Genomic DNA, 12,410 nt, shown 5'->3' with positions numbered 1-12,410 from the left:
CTCGCTTGCGTTAATCAGTAATGAGTCGGTTGCGCCGTCACTGCGGCAATTTGAAATCGATGGTCTGGGTGGCGAAGCCGTCGATCGGCGTGTCACCGCGCTTGGCGGGAATGAACTTCCAGTTCTTCACCGCCGCGACGGCCGCCTCATCCAGTTGCGGTTTGCCGCTGGACTTGGTCACCGTCACCGCACCGGCACGGCCGTTGGCCAGCACCTGAATGCGCAGCACCACGCTGCCTTCCCAATTACGTCGCAGCGCCAGCGACGGATATTCCGGCGGCGGATTGCCAAGGCTGGCCAGGCCGGAAATCGCCGCCGATTCCTTGACCGGAGCGGGTGCAGCAGGTGGTGCCGGTGGTGCGCTCGGTGTGGTCGGCGCCGCAGGTGCGGACGGTTGCGCCGGGGCGGGCGGCGCTTTCGGCGGCTCGACTTTCTTCACTGGTTTTGGCTTCTCGACCGGTTTCGGTTTCTCGATCGGTTTGGGCTTCTCCAGCGGTTTTGGCGGCGGCTTGACCGCGTCCTCGTCCTCCACAGGCTGCTCGGGTTCCGGCGGCGGTGGAGGCGGGGGCGGCGGCGGTGGTTCCGGTGTTGGCGGGGCCGGAGGTGTCGGGCTGGTCAGCTCGACGGTCATTTCCGGAATTTCCGGCGGCGTCGGCAGTGGCTCCGGTCGCGCCTGATGGAAGAACCACCACGCGCCGCCGTGTATCAGTGCCGACACGGCGATCAGCAAGAGCATCTGTGGTTTGTTCAACCCGCCGGGTCGTGACGTGTTGGCTGTAAACGCCGGCCTGCCCGGGGGCGGCGGAACCGGCGCTTGCTGCAACGTCCCCGGCAGGGTTCTGTGCTTTACCGCATCGTTCATTAAAGCTCCCTCGGGTCAGATGAAGGGCAATAAGGTGCCGTCCGAACATATGGCTGATGTTCGAGTGAGTGGGTGCAACTTTCTTCAAGATGTACGCGAGCCGATAGTTGGACTATCTGTTTAAGTGGCCTCGAACAAACTTATTGGCTTAGGAATATCTTTTTTGATTGCTCATGATCCATTCCCTGGCTTGTTGTTGTTTGGAGACGTTAGCTGTCTCCTGCTTGTTACAGTTTGCAACAGGTGTGCCAGTTATTGCCGAACTGCATTGAGTGGATTATCTCGGTGCTGCCGATGTCGCATTTCTATAAGTTTCAAGTTCGCTCGCTGTTTTATACAGCGCGAAATGGTCTTCAAGTCCTCGCAGAAGGGCTTTTTCGAGTGCGAGTCAGCGTTAACGCCGTATCGCGCGAGTTGGCGAGATAGAGCGGCTGCTCGGTGATCAGGCTCAGCACCTTACGGTGCGCGGCGAATCGATTTGGTGCAGGTCAGTAATTCAGCGGCTCACAGGATATGTTCCTTATTTTGATTCTGGAGTATTGGATAACTGCATCACATTCAGGCGTGCGCTTTTGGTGCAACTTCAATGGCGGCAATTCATTGTTCGACAATCTTGCTAAACCGCCTTTTATTCATTGTCGTATTTAAAAAATAAATAACACCTGGCGCCCGGCGATGCTCGGTCGCCAGGCACGTTAAGTGTGCGTTGGGTTTCAGGTAATAAAGTAGAAACGCACCAAGCCGAATTTGCTCGGCTGGATTTGCAAGTGAGTCGGGTCTGTCGGACGGCGGAAGATCTGAAGATTCACGCGGTGAACTCCTTGTTGCCAGCTCGGACAGGCGAACTTTTGGTTCCCTGTCGCACCTTACAAGAACGCGGATAGCGTTCGATGAATGCTCTTGGTGCGGGATGGGCACCGCCAGCGCTGATTGGCGAAGGTTGATTTCGCAAGTCGGCAGTGCATGGGAAAAACGTGCCAATCACGACACATTTGCAGAATTTTCTACAGCAGGCCAGCCAGCCATCTACCCTGTGCAAAGGCCTTATCGGGGGAAACGGACATGTACCAGCTCTACGGGCACAAGAATTCCGGCGCGGCTGCCATCGAGGCGGCGCTGGAGTTGTGCCAGATCGCCTATCGTTTCATTGACACCGAAGCCAGCGCCGAGGCTGCCGAGGCACTGGGAAAACTCAATCCGCTGAAGCAGATCCCGACCTTGCAACTGCCGGACGGCAGCGCCCTGACCGAAAGTGCGGCGATCCTGATTCACCTGGGCCTGACGTTTCCCAAGTCCGGCCTGTTGCCGAGCGAGGCGGCTGATCGCGATCAGGCGATCCGCGGCCTCGCCTATATCATCGGCAATTGCTACGCGGCGGTCGGCATCATCGATTATCCCGAGCGCTGGTTGCTCACGCCTGACGAGAGCGCACGGCAGAACCTGATCGCTGGCACGCGCCAGCGTCTGCACTTCAGTTGGGAGGTATTTGCCGATCAGTTTTCCGGCGAGCTGTACCTGGACGACGAAACGCCCGGCGCACTGGATGTGCTGGCGGCCGTGGTGAGCCGCTGGGCCGGCAGCCGCGAACATCTGCGCCAGACCCGCCCGGGCTTTTATGCGTGGCTGCAAAGGATTGACCGACACCCGGTGCTGGCACCGGTGTTCGAGCGGCATTGGCCGACCTGAGCTCACCGCAAAACCAATGTAGGAGTGAGCCTGCTCGCGATAGCGGTGTATCAGTCACCTTTGTTCTCGGCTGACAAACCGCTATCGCGAGCAGGCTCACTCCTACAGGGGCGGCGGTGGTGTCCGAGGCTCATTCGCCGCGAATGTACTGCTCCAGCTGTTTGATCAGTTCAGCCTGTTCGGCAATCGCTTCTTTCACCAGGTCGCCGATCGACAGCAGGCCGATCAACTGGCCGTCCTCGACTACCGGGAGGTGGCGCAGGCGTTTGTCGGACATGATGCCCAGGCAGGTGTCGACGGTTTGGCGGGTGTCCACGGTGATCACGTCCCTGACCATTATGTCGCTGACCGGCGTCCCCACCGAAGAGCGACCTTTCAGCACCAGTTTGCGCGCGTAGTCACGTTCGCTGATGATGCCGACCACCTTGTCATCTTCTACCACCAGCAAGGCGCCGACGTTTTTCTCGGCCATCTTCATCAGCGCCTCGAGCACCATGTGATCGGGTTTGATCTGGTGCACTTCCTGATTTTTCTGATCTTTGAGCTTGAGCAGTTGGGCGACGGTCTTCATGGCGGTTACTCAGGTGTTGTCGTTGTTTATCAAGCATCGTAGACGCAGCCGCGCAGAGCAAGGTGGCAAAGCGGCAGTTAGCGTGCAAAAAACGCCATTCGCCGGGTTTTTCCGCAGATTCGCGGTATTTTTTGCCAAGGTCAGGCGTGGCAATGCCGCGTAGAATGCCGGTCAGTCTGATTTTTCGAGGTCGCAGTGGTGGATTTACAGCAGGGCTTCGTCCTGACCCGGCATTGGCGCGATACGCCGGCCGGCACCGAAGTCGAGTTCTGGCTGGCGACGGACGCCGGGCCACGCCGTGTGCGCCTGGCGCATCAGCCGTCGGTAGCGTTCATTCCCGCCGCCCAGCGTGAAGCGGCCGAGCGTCTGCTGCACGATGAAAACAATGTCGAACTGCGCCCGCTCGCACTGCAGGATTTTCAACACCGGCCGGTGCTCGGTCTGTATTGCCAGCAACACGGCCAGTTGATGCGCCTGGAAACCGCGCTGAACCGCGCCGGCGTCGATGTTTTCGAAGCCGACGTGCGCCCCCCGGAACGCTATCTGATGGAGCGCTTCATCACCGCGCCCGTGCTGTTCGGCGGCACGCCTGATGCTGAGGGCGTTCTGCTCAACGCCCAGCTGAAACCCGACCCCGGCTACCGGCCGAAACTGCGTCTGGTCTCGCTGGATATCGAAACCACGGAAAACGGTGAGCTGTATTCGATTGCTCTGGAAGGTTGCGGCGAGCGGCAGGTGTACATGCTTGGCGCGCCGAACGGCGACGCCAGCATTGTCGATTTCGACCTCGAATACTGCGATTCGCGCACGCTGATCCTGAAGAAGCTCAACGACTGGTTTGCTCGCCACGATCCCGACGCAATCATCGGCTGGAACGTTGTGCAGTTCGATCTGCGCATCCTTCACGAACACGCCCGGCGTCTCGGCGTGCCGCTGAAAATCGGCCGTGGCGGCGAAGAAATGCAGTGGCGCGAGCACGGCAGCCGTAATCATTACTTCGCCTCGGCGGCTGGGCGGCTGATCATCGATGGCATCGAGTCGTTGCGGTCGGCGACCTGGAGTTTTCCTTCGTTCAGCCTAGAAAACGTCGCGCAGACCCTGCTCGGCGAAGGCAAGGCCATCAACAACCCGTACCAGCGCATGGACGAGATCAACCGCATGTTCGCCGAAGACAAACCGGCGCTGGCCAAATACAACCTCAAGGACTGTGAACTGGTCACGCGGATCTTCGCCAAGACCGAACTGCTGACGTTCTTGCTTGAACGCGCCAGCGTTACCGGACTGCCCGCCGACCGTAGCGGCGGTTCGGTTGCCGCGTTCACCCATTTGTACATGCCGTTGATGCATCGTCAGGGCTTTGTTGCGCCGAACCTCGGCACCAACCCGCCGCAGGCCAGCCCCGGCGGGTTTGTCATGGATTCGCGGCCGGGGTTGTACGAGTCGGTGCTGGTCCTCGATTACAAAAGCCTGTACCCGTCGATCATTCGCACGTTTCTGATCGACCCGGTGGGCCTGATCGAAGGCCTGCAACATCCCGACGACGCTGACTCGGTGCCGGGTTTCCGTGGCGCCCGTTTTTCGCGCACCCGGCATTGCCTGCCGTCGATCGTGGCGCGGGTGGCCGAAGGGCGTGAGACCGCCAAGCGCGAGCACAACGCGCCGCTGTCCCAGGCGTTGAAAATCATCATGAACGCCTTCTACGGCGTGCTTGGCTCCAGCGGCTGCCGTTTTTTCGATACCCGGCTGGCCTCGTCGATCACCTTGCGCGGCCACGAAATCATGCTGCGTACCCGCCAGTTGATCGAGGAACAGGGCCACGCGGTGATTTATGGCGACACCGACTCCACCTTCGTCTGGCTGCGCCGCCTGCACGGTCAGGAAGAAGCCGCGCAGATCGGCCATGCGCTGGTCAAGCACGTCAACGATTGGTGGCGCGCGCATGTGCGCGACGAGTACGGGCTGGAAAGCGCGCTGGAATTGCAGTTCGAGATTCACTACAAGCGCTTTCTGATGCCGACGATTCGCGGCGCGGAGGAGGGCAGCAAGAAGCGCTATGCCGGTCTGGTCACCCGTGGCGATGGCAGCGAGGAAATGGTCTACAAGGGCCTGGAAACCGTGCGCACCGACTGGTCACTGCTGGCCCGGCAATTTCAGCAGGAACTGTATGAGCGGATTTTCCAGCGCAAGCCGTATCAGGATTACGTGCGCGACTACGTGCGCAAGACCCTCGCCGGAGAGTTCGATGATCGGCTGGTGTATCGCAAGCGTCTGCGCCGCACCCTCGACGATTATGAACGCAACGTGCCGCCGCATGTCCGTGCGGCGCGGCTGGCCGACGACTACAACGCCGAGCAGGGTCGGCCCCGGCAGTATCAGAACGGCGGCTGGATCAGCTACGTCATCACCCTGGCCGGCCCGGAGCCGTTGGAGGTACGCCGCGCCGCCATCGATTACGACCACTACATCACCCGCCAGCTGCAACCGGTGGCGGATGCGATTCTGCCGTTTGTCGACGACGACTTCTCAACCCTGATCGGTGGGCAACTGGGCCTGTTTTGAGTCGAGCAGCTGCAGCGTCCATTCATCGAGAATGCCGTGGAAGTAACGGTCCAGCGCCTGATGGAACAGGCTGTCCTCGGCGCTGAACTGGGCGAACAGGGTCATCGAAGAATGAAATTTCAGGTCATCGGGATGGCCAAAAATCTCTGCAATCGAACGCTGCGGCACGTTGAGCACCAATTGGGTGCAGGTGCGCAGTCGCGCGCCAAGCAGTTCGTGGGCCAGATAGGCCTGCGCTTCCTCGGCCGAACCAATGGCAAAGCGCCGGGCCATTTCGCTGCCGCCCAACCCGGCGAATTGCGGAAAGACAAACCACATCCAGTGGCTGCGCTTGCGGCCCTCTTCAAGTTCACGCTGGACCCGTTCGAACACCGGGTCCTGTGCCTGGACAAAACGTTGCAGGTCGAACGGGTCGTGCAGATCTGTGCTTCTCATCGCCAAGTCCTCGCAGTCGGCGGCTCAGACCATGGCCAGCCGCTGCTTGCGTTGTGGCGCCGGGAACACCTTGTCCAGCGCCGCCAGATCCCCGGCGTCCAGTTGCAGCTGCGCGGCCTCGGCATTGAGTTGCAGATGTTCAGGGCGCACAGCCTTGGGAATCGCAATCACGCCATCCTGGCGCAGGATCCACGCCAGCGAAACCTGCGCCGGGGTGGCGTTGTGACGACTGGCAATGTCTTGCAGCACCGGCTCGGCAAGCATCGCGCCGCCCTGGCCGATCGGACAGTAAGCCATCAGCGGCAGGCGCTGATGCTGGCACCACGGCAGCAGATCGAATTCGATGCCGCGCTCTTCGAGGTTGTACAGCACTTGATTGGTCGCGCAGGCCGAGCTGGACAGTTCTTCGAGATCATCAACATCGAAATTGGACACGCCCCAACGGCCGATCTTGCCGTCCTCGCGCAGGCGTTCGAAGGCTTCGACGGTTTCCTCCAGCGGGTACTGACCGCGCCAGTGCAGCAGATACAGATCGATGTAATCGGTGCCGAGCCGACGCAGGCTGCGCTCGCAGGCTTGCGGGATGCCCTGGCGGCTGGCGTTGTGCGGATAGACCTTGCTGACCAGGAAAACCTTGTCGCGTTGACCGGCAATGGCCTCGCCGACGACCGTTTCGGCACCGCCCTCGGCGTACATCTCGGCGCTGTCGATGAGGGTCATGCCCAGCTCGATGCCCGTGCGCAGCGCCGCCACTTCACGGGTGTGCGCCGAGCGATCTTCGCCCATGCGCCAGGTGCCCTGGCCAATCACAGGGACCTGCACGCCGGCCAACTCAAGGGTACGCATTCAAACCTCCTGGCTTAAAGAGTCGATATCTTTAGTGGGCAGCAGAAGACAGATCGTTCCGCGGCGCGCTGACTGATCGTTCCCACGCTCCTGCGTGGGAATGCAGCCCGGGACGCTCCGCGTCCCCTTCTGGAACTGGGACGCGGAGCGTCCCCGGAGGCATTCCCACGCGGAGCGTGGGAACGATCATGCGTGGAGGCTTACTTGGCGGAGAATTTCAGGATCACGCTGTGGGCATAAGTCTGCCCCGGATCAAGCCGCGTGCTCGGGAAGTCCGCCTGGTTCGGTGAATCCGGGTAGTGCTGGGTCTCCAGCGTAAACGCGCCCCAGTGCGGATAGACCTTGCCGCCCTTGCCCTTGACCGTGCCGTCGAGGAAGTTGCTGGTGTAGAACTGCACGCCCGGCTCGGTAGTGAACAGTTGCAGGACACGTCCGGATTGCGGATCGCTGACTTCAGTGGCGACTTTGCTGATATCGCCCTTGGTGTCGAGCGCCCAGTTGAAATCGAAGCCACCCTGTTTCGGCTCGGCGAATTTCAGTTGCGGATGATCAGCCTTGATATGCGTGCCGATCGGCGTCGGTTTGCTGAAGTCCATCGGCGTACCGGCGACTGGCGCCAGTTCTCCGGTAGGGATCAGTTTCGCGGTGACCGGCGTGTAATGGCTGGAGTTGATCATGGCGACTTGCTTGAGAATGTCGCCATTGCCGGCACCGGCCAGGTTGAAGTAGCTGTGGTTGGTCAGGTTGAGCACGGTCGGCTTGTCGGTGCTGGCCTTGTAGTCGATGCGCAGCTCGTTGTTGTCGGTCAGGCGATAGGTGACTTCGGTAGTCAGATTGCCCGGAAAGCCCATTTCGCCGTCGGCCGACAGGTAGGTCAGGGTTACGCCAGCCGAATCCTTGTCCTTGGTTTCCTTGGCCTTCCAGACTTTCTTGTCGAAACCCTGCGGGCCGCCGTGCAGCGCGTTGGACTTGTCGTTCTGCGGCACTTGATAGCGTTTGCCATCGAGTTCGAACGCGCCGTCGGCCAGGCGATTGCCGAAACGGCCGATGGTCGCGCCGAAGTACGCGGTGCCTTTCTGATAGCCCTGCACATCATCGAAGCCCAGTACGACGTCGTCGAACTTGCCGTGCTTGTCGGCAACTTTCAGCGCTTGCAGGGTCGCGCCGTAGGTGATGACGGTGGCCTGCATGCCGTGGCTGTTGCGCAGGATGTATTGCTCGACGGGCGTGCCGTCATTGGTTTTGCCGAAGGCTTTGTGTTCGACGGTCAGGCCCGCCGCGTTGGCGGAAAGGGTAGCGATCATCAGGGACAGTCCGAGGCCGGAGAGCAGGTGACGGGATTGAAGCATGGTTGACCTTCCTTTTTGTTGTTGTTTTCGTATTGACCGTAGGAGCTGCCGAAGGCTCGATCTTTTGATCTTGATTGTGATTTTTAGGAGCAAGATCAAAAGATCGCAGCCTTCGGCAGCTCCTACATGTCACTAGTCATGCTATTTGAGTCGAGAGAGAAGATTTATAGCCGATTTGCCGGTGTTGGCAAATATAAAGTCCGACTAATTGATGGGGCGCCTGTCACCGAAGGTCGGCTAAACGCCCAGGCACTGCACTTTTTCGCAATCGGCGGCTCTATGCATGGCCAGGATGCGGTGACTCCCGCCGCACAGGAATGTGCCTGTCCGAGATTTCATGCCGAGTGTTTTTGCCCTGATCACCGCCGCTATCCGCCGCCCGTGCCTGCTGCTGGCCTGCCTGTGCTTGCCGTTGCTCAGCGGCTGCAGCCACCAGAACGGCAACGGATTCTTCAATCAGATGCGTGAAGGGCAGCCGCAGGAATTCCTGCAGACCAGCGTCGACCGCATGGCCACCCTGGCGATGCGCGACAACCTCGACAGCCTTTATCGATTGATGGGCAAGCTCTACCTGCGCAACCCGGAAGAGTTGCGCAAATCTGGCTTCCTCACTGTCAATGCTGCGGTGAAGCAAGTGCGCCTCGCTGTTGAGCAACAGCAGCCGTTGCCCGTGCTGGGTGGGCGTAAAGACCTGGCAGCGCTGAGCTATGCGATGAGCCCGGAATTCCTCGGCGACCGCGTCGGCGCGTTCATTTATGCGATCGGCAGCATGCTGGTTACCGCCCACGGCAATCGCACCGAGTTCTACATGACCGACGCGATCAATCCGACGTTCGTGCACAACGCCGCGCGTAACATCGAAAAAGCCATGTGGATCCTCTCGCAACGGCAGAACAAGGAAGGCCAGCCATTGCTGTTCTCCAACGAAATCTCGGAGGAGGGCAGCAACCTCAGCTTCGCCACCGAATTCAGCAAAGTCGTCGCGCGCCTCGATCTGCTCACGCAGATGCTTGATGAGCGCTATCGCAGGATTGGTTTGAATTACGCGCAGAGCCTGTTGTTCTTGAATTTCCTGCCGGTGCAGTGAGCCTTGCAGACCCCTGTGGGAGCGAGCCTGCTCGCGAAAGCGCCGGATCATTCAAATCATCGGTTGCTGACCCACCGCCTTCGCGAGCAGGCTCGCTCCCACAGGGGTGCTTCGCTGAATGCCGATATGGCATAACGATAGACCGCATCGATATATGTGGCTATATGAAAAATCGCTATGCTGCGGGCCAGATTTTTCCTGTCGTTTTCTGGACGTTTGAATGGAATTGGCAAATTTCGGCCTGGTCATTGCCGGGCTGGTGGTGGGGTTTATCGTCGGCATGACCGGTGTCGGCGGTGGTTCGTTGATGACGCCGATTCTGCTGTGGTTCGGTATCAACCCGGCAACCGCGGTGGGCACCGACTTGTTGTATGCCGCGATCACCAAATCCAGCGGCGTCCTTGTTCACAGGAAAAACAAGAACATCGATTGGGCCATCACCGGCTGGCTGACCCTCGGCAGCGTGCCGGCCGTGGCCATGACCCTGTGGTTCCTCAGCACTCTGCACACCGCGCCGGACGCGATGAACGCCATCATCAAACAGGCGCTCGGCTTCGTCCTCTTCGCCACGGCGCTGGCAATCTTTTTCAAGAAACGCTTGCTCGAATTCGCCCACAAACGCGCCGGCGGCAACTACAACCCGAGCGGTTCGCGGCTCAACGTGATGACGGTAATCACTGGTCTGGTCCTCGGCACCATGGTCGCCCTGACCTCGATCGGCGCCGGCGCACTGGGCACCGTCGCGCTCTTCATCCTCTACCCGCTACTGCCAACCCGCCGCCTGGTCGGCACCGAAATCGCCCACGCCGTACCGCTGACCCTCGTCGCCGGCCTCGGCCACGCCAGCATGGGCAATATGGATTGGGGCGTGCTCGGCTTCCTGCTGATGGGCTCGCTGCCGGGTATCTGGCTCGGCAGCCACCTGACCGGCCGCATCTCCGACGAAGTCCTGCGCCCGTGCCTGGCGACGATGCTGGTGTTGATTGGTTATAAGTTGGCGTTCTGATCCGTCGATGAATGAAATCTATGTCCACTGCGAGGGCCGTCTCGTCATCACCGTCGAGCCACGTGAGATGCGCATGAGCCATTGGCTGTATGCGCCGCAGTTAGTCGATCTGCAGCAGCAAAAAGTGCTGCTGGATATGAGCGAGAGTCTGTGGGATTTGCTCGGTACCGCCGACGAGACCGCCAGTGGCATCGAGCTGGTGCTGCGCAAGTACCCTGGCGACCGGGCGTCGGTGAGGTTGAGAGTTGATCTCGATAGCGGTGAACTCAAGCTCGGTGGACAACCCGTCGCCCCCTCGCAATTGCTCTCGGCACTCGATTCAGCGCTGGAGTGAGGCGGCAGCTTGCGGCGAGCCGCCTCACCACGGGTTAGCGCTGAATGACGTATTTCATCACCACCACCGGCAGCTCCTCATAAATCAGCTTCTCGACTACTTGCCAGCCCAGTCGCGCATACAGTGACTGCGAAGTGTCGGTGTAAAGATATAGCTCAGGCACGCCAAGCGCCGCTGCTTCTTCAACCACTCGATTGACCAGTTGCGAAGCCACGCCTTTGCCGCGGTGTTCGGCTTTGACGTAGACCCCGGCCAGCCACGGCGTCAGTTCCGGCCGCAGGTCAAGATCGCTGTCGATCAGCAAGGCACCGCCGAGCAGCTCCGCGCCTTCCAAAGCCACCACCACGCTGGGTATCTCGCCCTTGCCACACGCAGAGCGCATCAACTCGATGCGGGCTTCGATGCTGTCGCCTGGCGCGAAATCACCCCATTCCTTGAAGTTGAGTGTGGCCAGTTCTTCGATAAATCCGGGGTGGTTGCACAGATAGTCGATGTGCATGCAGGTGAACTCCATTTCATTGGCAGAGCAGCCACGGTAGTGCGCCGTTGGCCGGTAAGCAAATCGACAGCGTGATCACGTCTGCCATGTTGCGCAAAGCGCTCCCTGACCTAAGCTTCTGACAGGGCAATGCCTTTTTGCCAGACACCGCCGGAACAATCGCCACGATGCGCAATCAGTAGTGCGTGGATATCAAAAGGAGATGCGCATGCTCATCAGGTCCCTGACCCTGACCCTCTTGCTGGCGATCGCCGGCCCCTTGTTCGCCGCCGACAGCGATTCACCCCTGGCCGGGGACATGGGCCGTGCCCGCCCGCTGATCGTGATTGCGCAAAGCACCGTCGACCCGGTGTGGCTGAGCCTGAAAAAGTCGCTGGAAGACCCGGCCAACAAAAAGGGCGTCAGCGACCGCAACATCAAGGTCTACACCATCCTCAACATGTCCGGCCAGCTCGACGGCAAGGACATGGGCCAGCAGGACACCATGGCCCTGCTGCGCTCGCTGAAGCTCGGCGCCGGGGCATATCCGAAAGTGTTCCTGGTGGGCAAGGACGGCGAAACCAAGCTCTCCGCCTCGGGTGACGAAGCCAAGGCATTGAGCCTGGCGAAAATCTTCGAAACCATCGACGCCATGCCCATGGCCGAAAAAGAAGCCGCCGCTGCGGCCGCCGCACAAACACCCGCCGCCACCGAGCCGGAACCGGCTAAAGGCACGAAGGGGAGCAAGCCGAGCAAACCAGCAAAACCGAGCAAACCGCCGCAGATGCCGGATGATTGATCGCGCGTTGACTGAATGAAGCAAAATCCCTGTGGGCGCTGGCAAAACAGCTCCCACATTTTTTCGTGAAATGCACAGTTCAAATGTGGGAGCGAGCCTGCTCGCGATAGCGGTTTTTCAGGCGCTGAAAGGTGACTGATCGAGCGCATTCGCGAGCAGGCTCGCTCCCACAAGTCATCTGCTAATCAAAACTCGTTGCAGCATGTGCCCGCCGAAACGTCTGACGCCAACACCCTTCAAACCCGGTGGATTTTTCCTGCAAGACGCGGCGGCAGTCGTGAACTGGTGCGTTGTGGCGCAGGGGGATAACCTCTTTTGGCCGCTGAAAAACACAGTGGTCGGATGTGGAAGTCCGGTGATTCCCGAGCGCGCATTGCGCCTGTAAACACATGTTGGTG

12 protein-coding genes are annotated in these 12,410 nt (G+C 60.1%); 6 read left to right on the top strand and 6 right to left on the bottom strand.

Annotated features, from left to right (window positions below):
* Positions 1–37 precede the first annotated feature (37 nt).
* Positions 38–862 carry a TonB family protein gene (locus tag J2Y90_RS22810; protein WP_253503554.1) on the bottom strand — a complete coding sequence of 275 codons (825 nt, stop codon included), beginning with the start codon at positions 860–862 and terminating at the stop codon, positions 38–40.
* A 1,062-nt stretch (positions 863–1,924) separates the two neighbouring features.
* Between J2Y90_RS22810 and J2Y90_RS22805 the strand changes: the two genes are divergently transcribed.
* The gene (locus J2Y90_RS22805) at positions 1,925–2,548 is read left to right on the top strand and encodes a glutathione S-transferase N-terminal domain-containing protein (RefSeq protein ID WP_253503552.1); all 624 of its coding nucleotides are present in this window, start codon (positions 1,925–1,927) and stop codon (positions 2,546–2,548) included.
* Between the two features lie 130 nt (positions 2,549–2,678).
* On the opposite strand, the gene J2Y90_RS22800 is transcribed toward J2Y90_RS22805, so the two are convergent.
* Entirely contained in the window at positions 2,679–3,119 is a 441-nt protein-coding gene (locus J2Y90_RS22800) for a CBS domain-containing protein (RefSeq protein ID WP_253503549.1), read from the bottom strand.
* A 198-nt stretch (positions 3,120–3,317) separates the two neighbouring features.
* Here J2Y90_RS22800 and J2Y90_RS22795 point away from each other — a divergent pair, with 198 nt between their 5' ends.
* Positions 3,318–5,678, top strand: coding sequence for a DNA polymerase II (locus J2Y90_RS22795; protein ID WP_253503546.1), 2,361 nt, complete (start codon positions 3,318–3,320; stop codon positions 5,676–5,678).
* Here J2Y90_RS22795 and J2Y90_RS22790 read toward each other — a convergent pair.
* The 3 genes from J2Y90_RS22790 to J2Y90_RS22780 all read right to left on the bottom strand — a co-directional run bounded on the left by J2Y90_RS22790 (position 5,643) and on the right by J2Y90_RS22780 (position 8,308).
* Entirely contained in the window at positions 5,643–6,113 is a 471-nt protein-coding gene (locus J2Y90_RS22790; RefSeq protein WP_253503543.1) for a DUF1810 domain-containing protein, read from the bottom strand. The genes J2Y90_RS22795 and J2Y90_RS22790 overlap by 36 nt on opposite strands.
* 24 nt (positions 6,114–6,137) lie before the next feature.
* Positions 6,138–6,959 carry an aldo/keto reductase gene (locus J2Y90_RS22785; RefSeq protein ID WP_253503540.1) on the bottom strand — a complete coding sequence of 274 codons (822 nt, stop codon included), beginning with the start codon at positions 6,957–6,959 and terminating at the stop codon, positions 6,138–6,140.
* A 200-nt stretch (positions 6,960–7,159) separates the two neighbouring features.
* Positions 7,160–8,308, bottom strand: a complete 1,149-nt coding sequence (locus tag J2Y90_RS22780; RefSeq protein ID WP_253503537.1) for an aldose epimerase family protein — start codon at positions 8,306–8,308, stop codon at positions 7,160–7,162.
* A 337-nt stretch (positions 8,309–8,645) separates the two neighbouring features.
* Between J2Y90_RS22780 and J2Y90_RS22775 the strand changes: the two genes are divergently transcribed.
* The 3 genes from J2Y90_RS22775 (at position 8,646) to J2Y90_RS22765 (ending at position 10,735) form a co-directional block, all read left to right on the top strand.
* A complete protein-coding gene (locus J2Y90_RS22775; RefSeq protein ID WP_253503534.1) occupies positions 8,646–9,395 on the top strand; it encodes a hypothetical protein in 750 nt (249 codons plus the stop codon).
* Between the two features lie 220 nt (positions 9,396–9,615).
* Positions 9,616–10,401 carry a sulfite exporter TauE/SafE family protein gene (locus J2Y90_RS22770; protein WP_122880169.1) on the top strand — a complete coding sequence of 262 codons (786 nt, stop codon included), beginning with the start codon at positions 9,616–9,618 and terminating at the stop codon, positions 10,399–10,401.
* Positions 10,402–10,408: 7 nt separating this feature from the next.
* The gene (locus tag J2Y90_RS22765; protein WP_253503531.1) at positions 10,409–10,735 is read left to right on the top strand and encodes a hypothetical protein; all 327 of its coding nucleotides are present in this window, start codon (positions 10,409–10,411) and stop codon (positions 10,733–10,735) included.
* A 34-nt stretch (positions 10,736–10,769) separates the two neighbouring features.
* Here the strand turns inward: J2Y90_RS22765 and J2Y90_RS22760 are convergent, their stop codons facing one another.
* Positions 10,770–11,234, bottom strand: coding sequence for a GNAT family N-acetyltransferase (locus J2Y90_RS22760; RefSeq protein ID WP_125918113.1), 465 nt, complete (start codon positions 11,232–11,234; stop codon positions 10,770–10,772).
* 208 nt (positions 11,235–11,442) lie between these two features.
* On the opposite strand from J2Y90_RS22760, the gene J2Y90_RS22755 reads away from it, so the two are divergent.
* Positions 11,443–12,012 (top strand): DUF4174 domain-containing protein, encoded by a 570-nt coding sequence (locus J2Y90_RS22755; protein WP_253503528.1) that lies wholly within the window; start codon positions 11,443–11,445, stop codon positions 12,010–12,012.
* The last annotated feature ends 398 nt before the right edge of the window (positions 12,013–12,410 follow it).

The sequence above is a fragment of the Pseudomonas koreensis genome (assembly GCF_024169245.1).
Classification (GTDB): domain Bacteria; phylum Pseudomonadota; class Gammaproteobacteria; order Pseudomonadales; family Pseudomonadaceae; genus Aquipseudomonas; species Aquipseudomonas koreensis_F.
The sequence above is the reverse complement of the archived record's forward strand: the minus strand, read 5'-3'. Positions and strand labels throughout refer to the sequence as shown.

Bases quoted from the DNA above. Each gene is read 5' to 3' on its own strand.
- J2Y90_RS22785 (WP_253503540.1), bottom strand. From the start codon at position 6,959: ATGCGTACCCTTGAGTTGGCCGGCGTGCAGGTCCCTGTGATTGGCCAG.
- J2Y90_RS22810 (WP_253503554.1), bottom strand. From the start codon at position 862: ATGAACGATGCGGTAAAGCACAGAACCCTGCCGGGGACGTTGCAGCAA.
- J2Y90_RS22760 (WP_125918113.1), bottom strand. From the start codon at position 11,234: ATGCACATCGACTATCTGTGCAACCACCCCGGATTTATCGAAGAACTG.
- J2Y90_RS22780 (WP_253503537.1), bottom strand. From the start codon at position 8,308: ATGCTTCAATCCCGTCACCTGCTCTCCGGCCTCGGACTGTCCCTGATG.
- J2Y90_RS22800 (WP_253503549.1), bottom strand. From the start codon at position 3,119: ATGAAGACCGTCGCCCAACTGCTCAAGCTCAAAGATCAGAAAAATCAG.
- J2Y90_RS22790 (WP_253503543.1), bottom strand. From the start codon at position 6,113: ATGAGAAGCACAGATCTGCACGACCCGTTCGACCTGCAACGTTTTGTC.
- J2Y90_RS22765 (WP_253503531.1), top strand. From the start codon at position 10,409: ATGAATGAAATCTATGTCCACTGCGAGGGCCGTCTCGTCATCACCGTC.
- J2Y90_RS22805 (WP_253503552.1), top strand. From the start codon at position 1,925: ATGTACCAGCTCTACGGGCACAAGAATTCCGGCGCGGCTGCCATCGAG.
- J2Y90_RS22775 (WP_253503534.1), top strand. From the start codon at position 8,646: ATGCCGAGTGTTTTTGCCCTGATCACCGCCGCTATCCGCCGCCCGTGC.
- J2Y90_RS22770 (WP_122880169.1), top strand. From the start codon at position 9,616: ATGGAATTGGCAAATTTCGGCCTGGTCATTGCCGGGCTGGTGGTGGGG.
- J2Y90_RS22755 (WP_253503528.1), top strand. From the start codon at position 11,443: ATGCTCATCAGGTCCCTGACCCTGACCCTCTTGCTGGCGATCGCCGGC.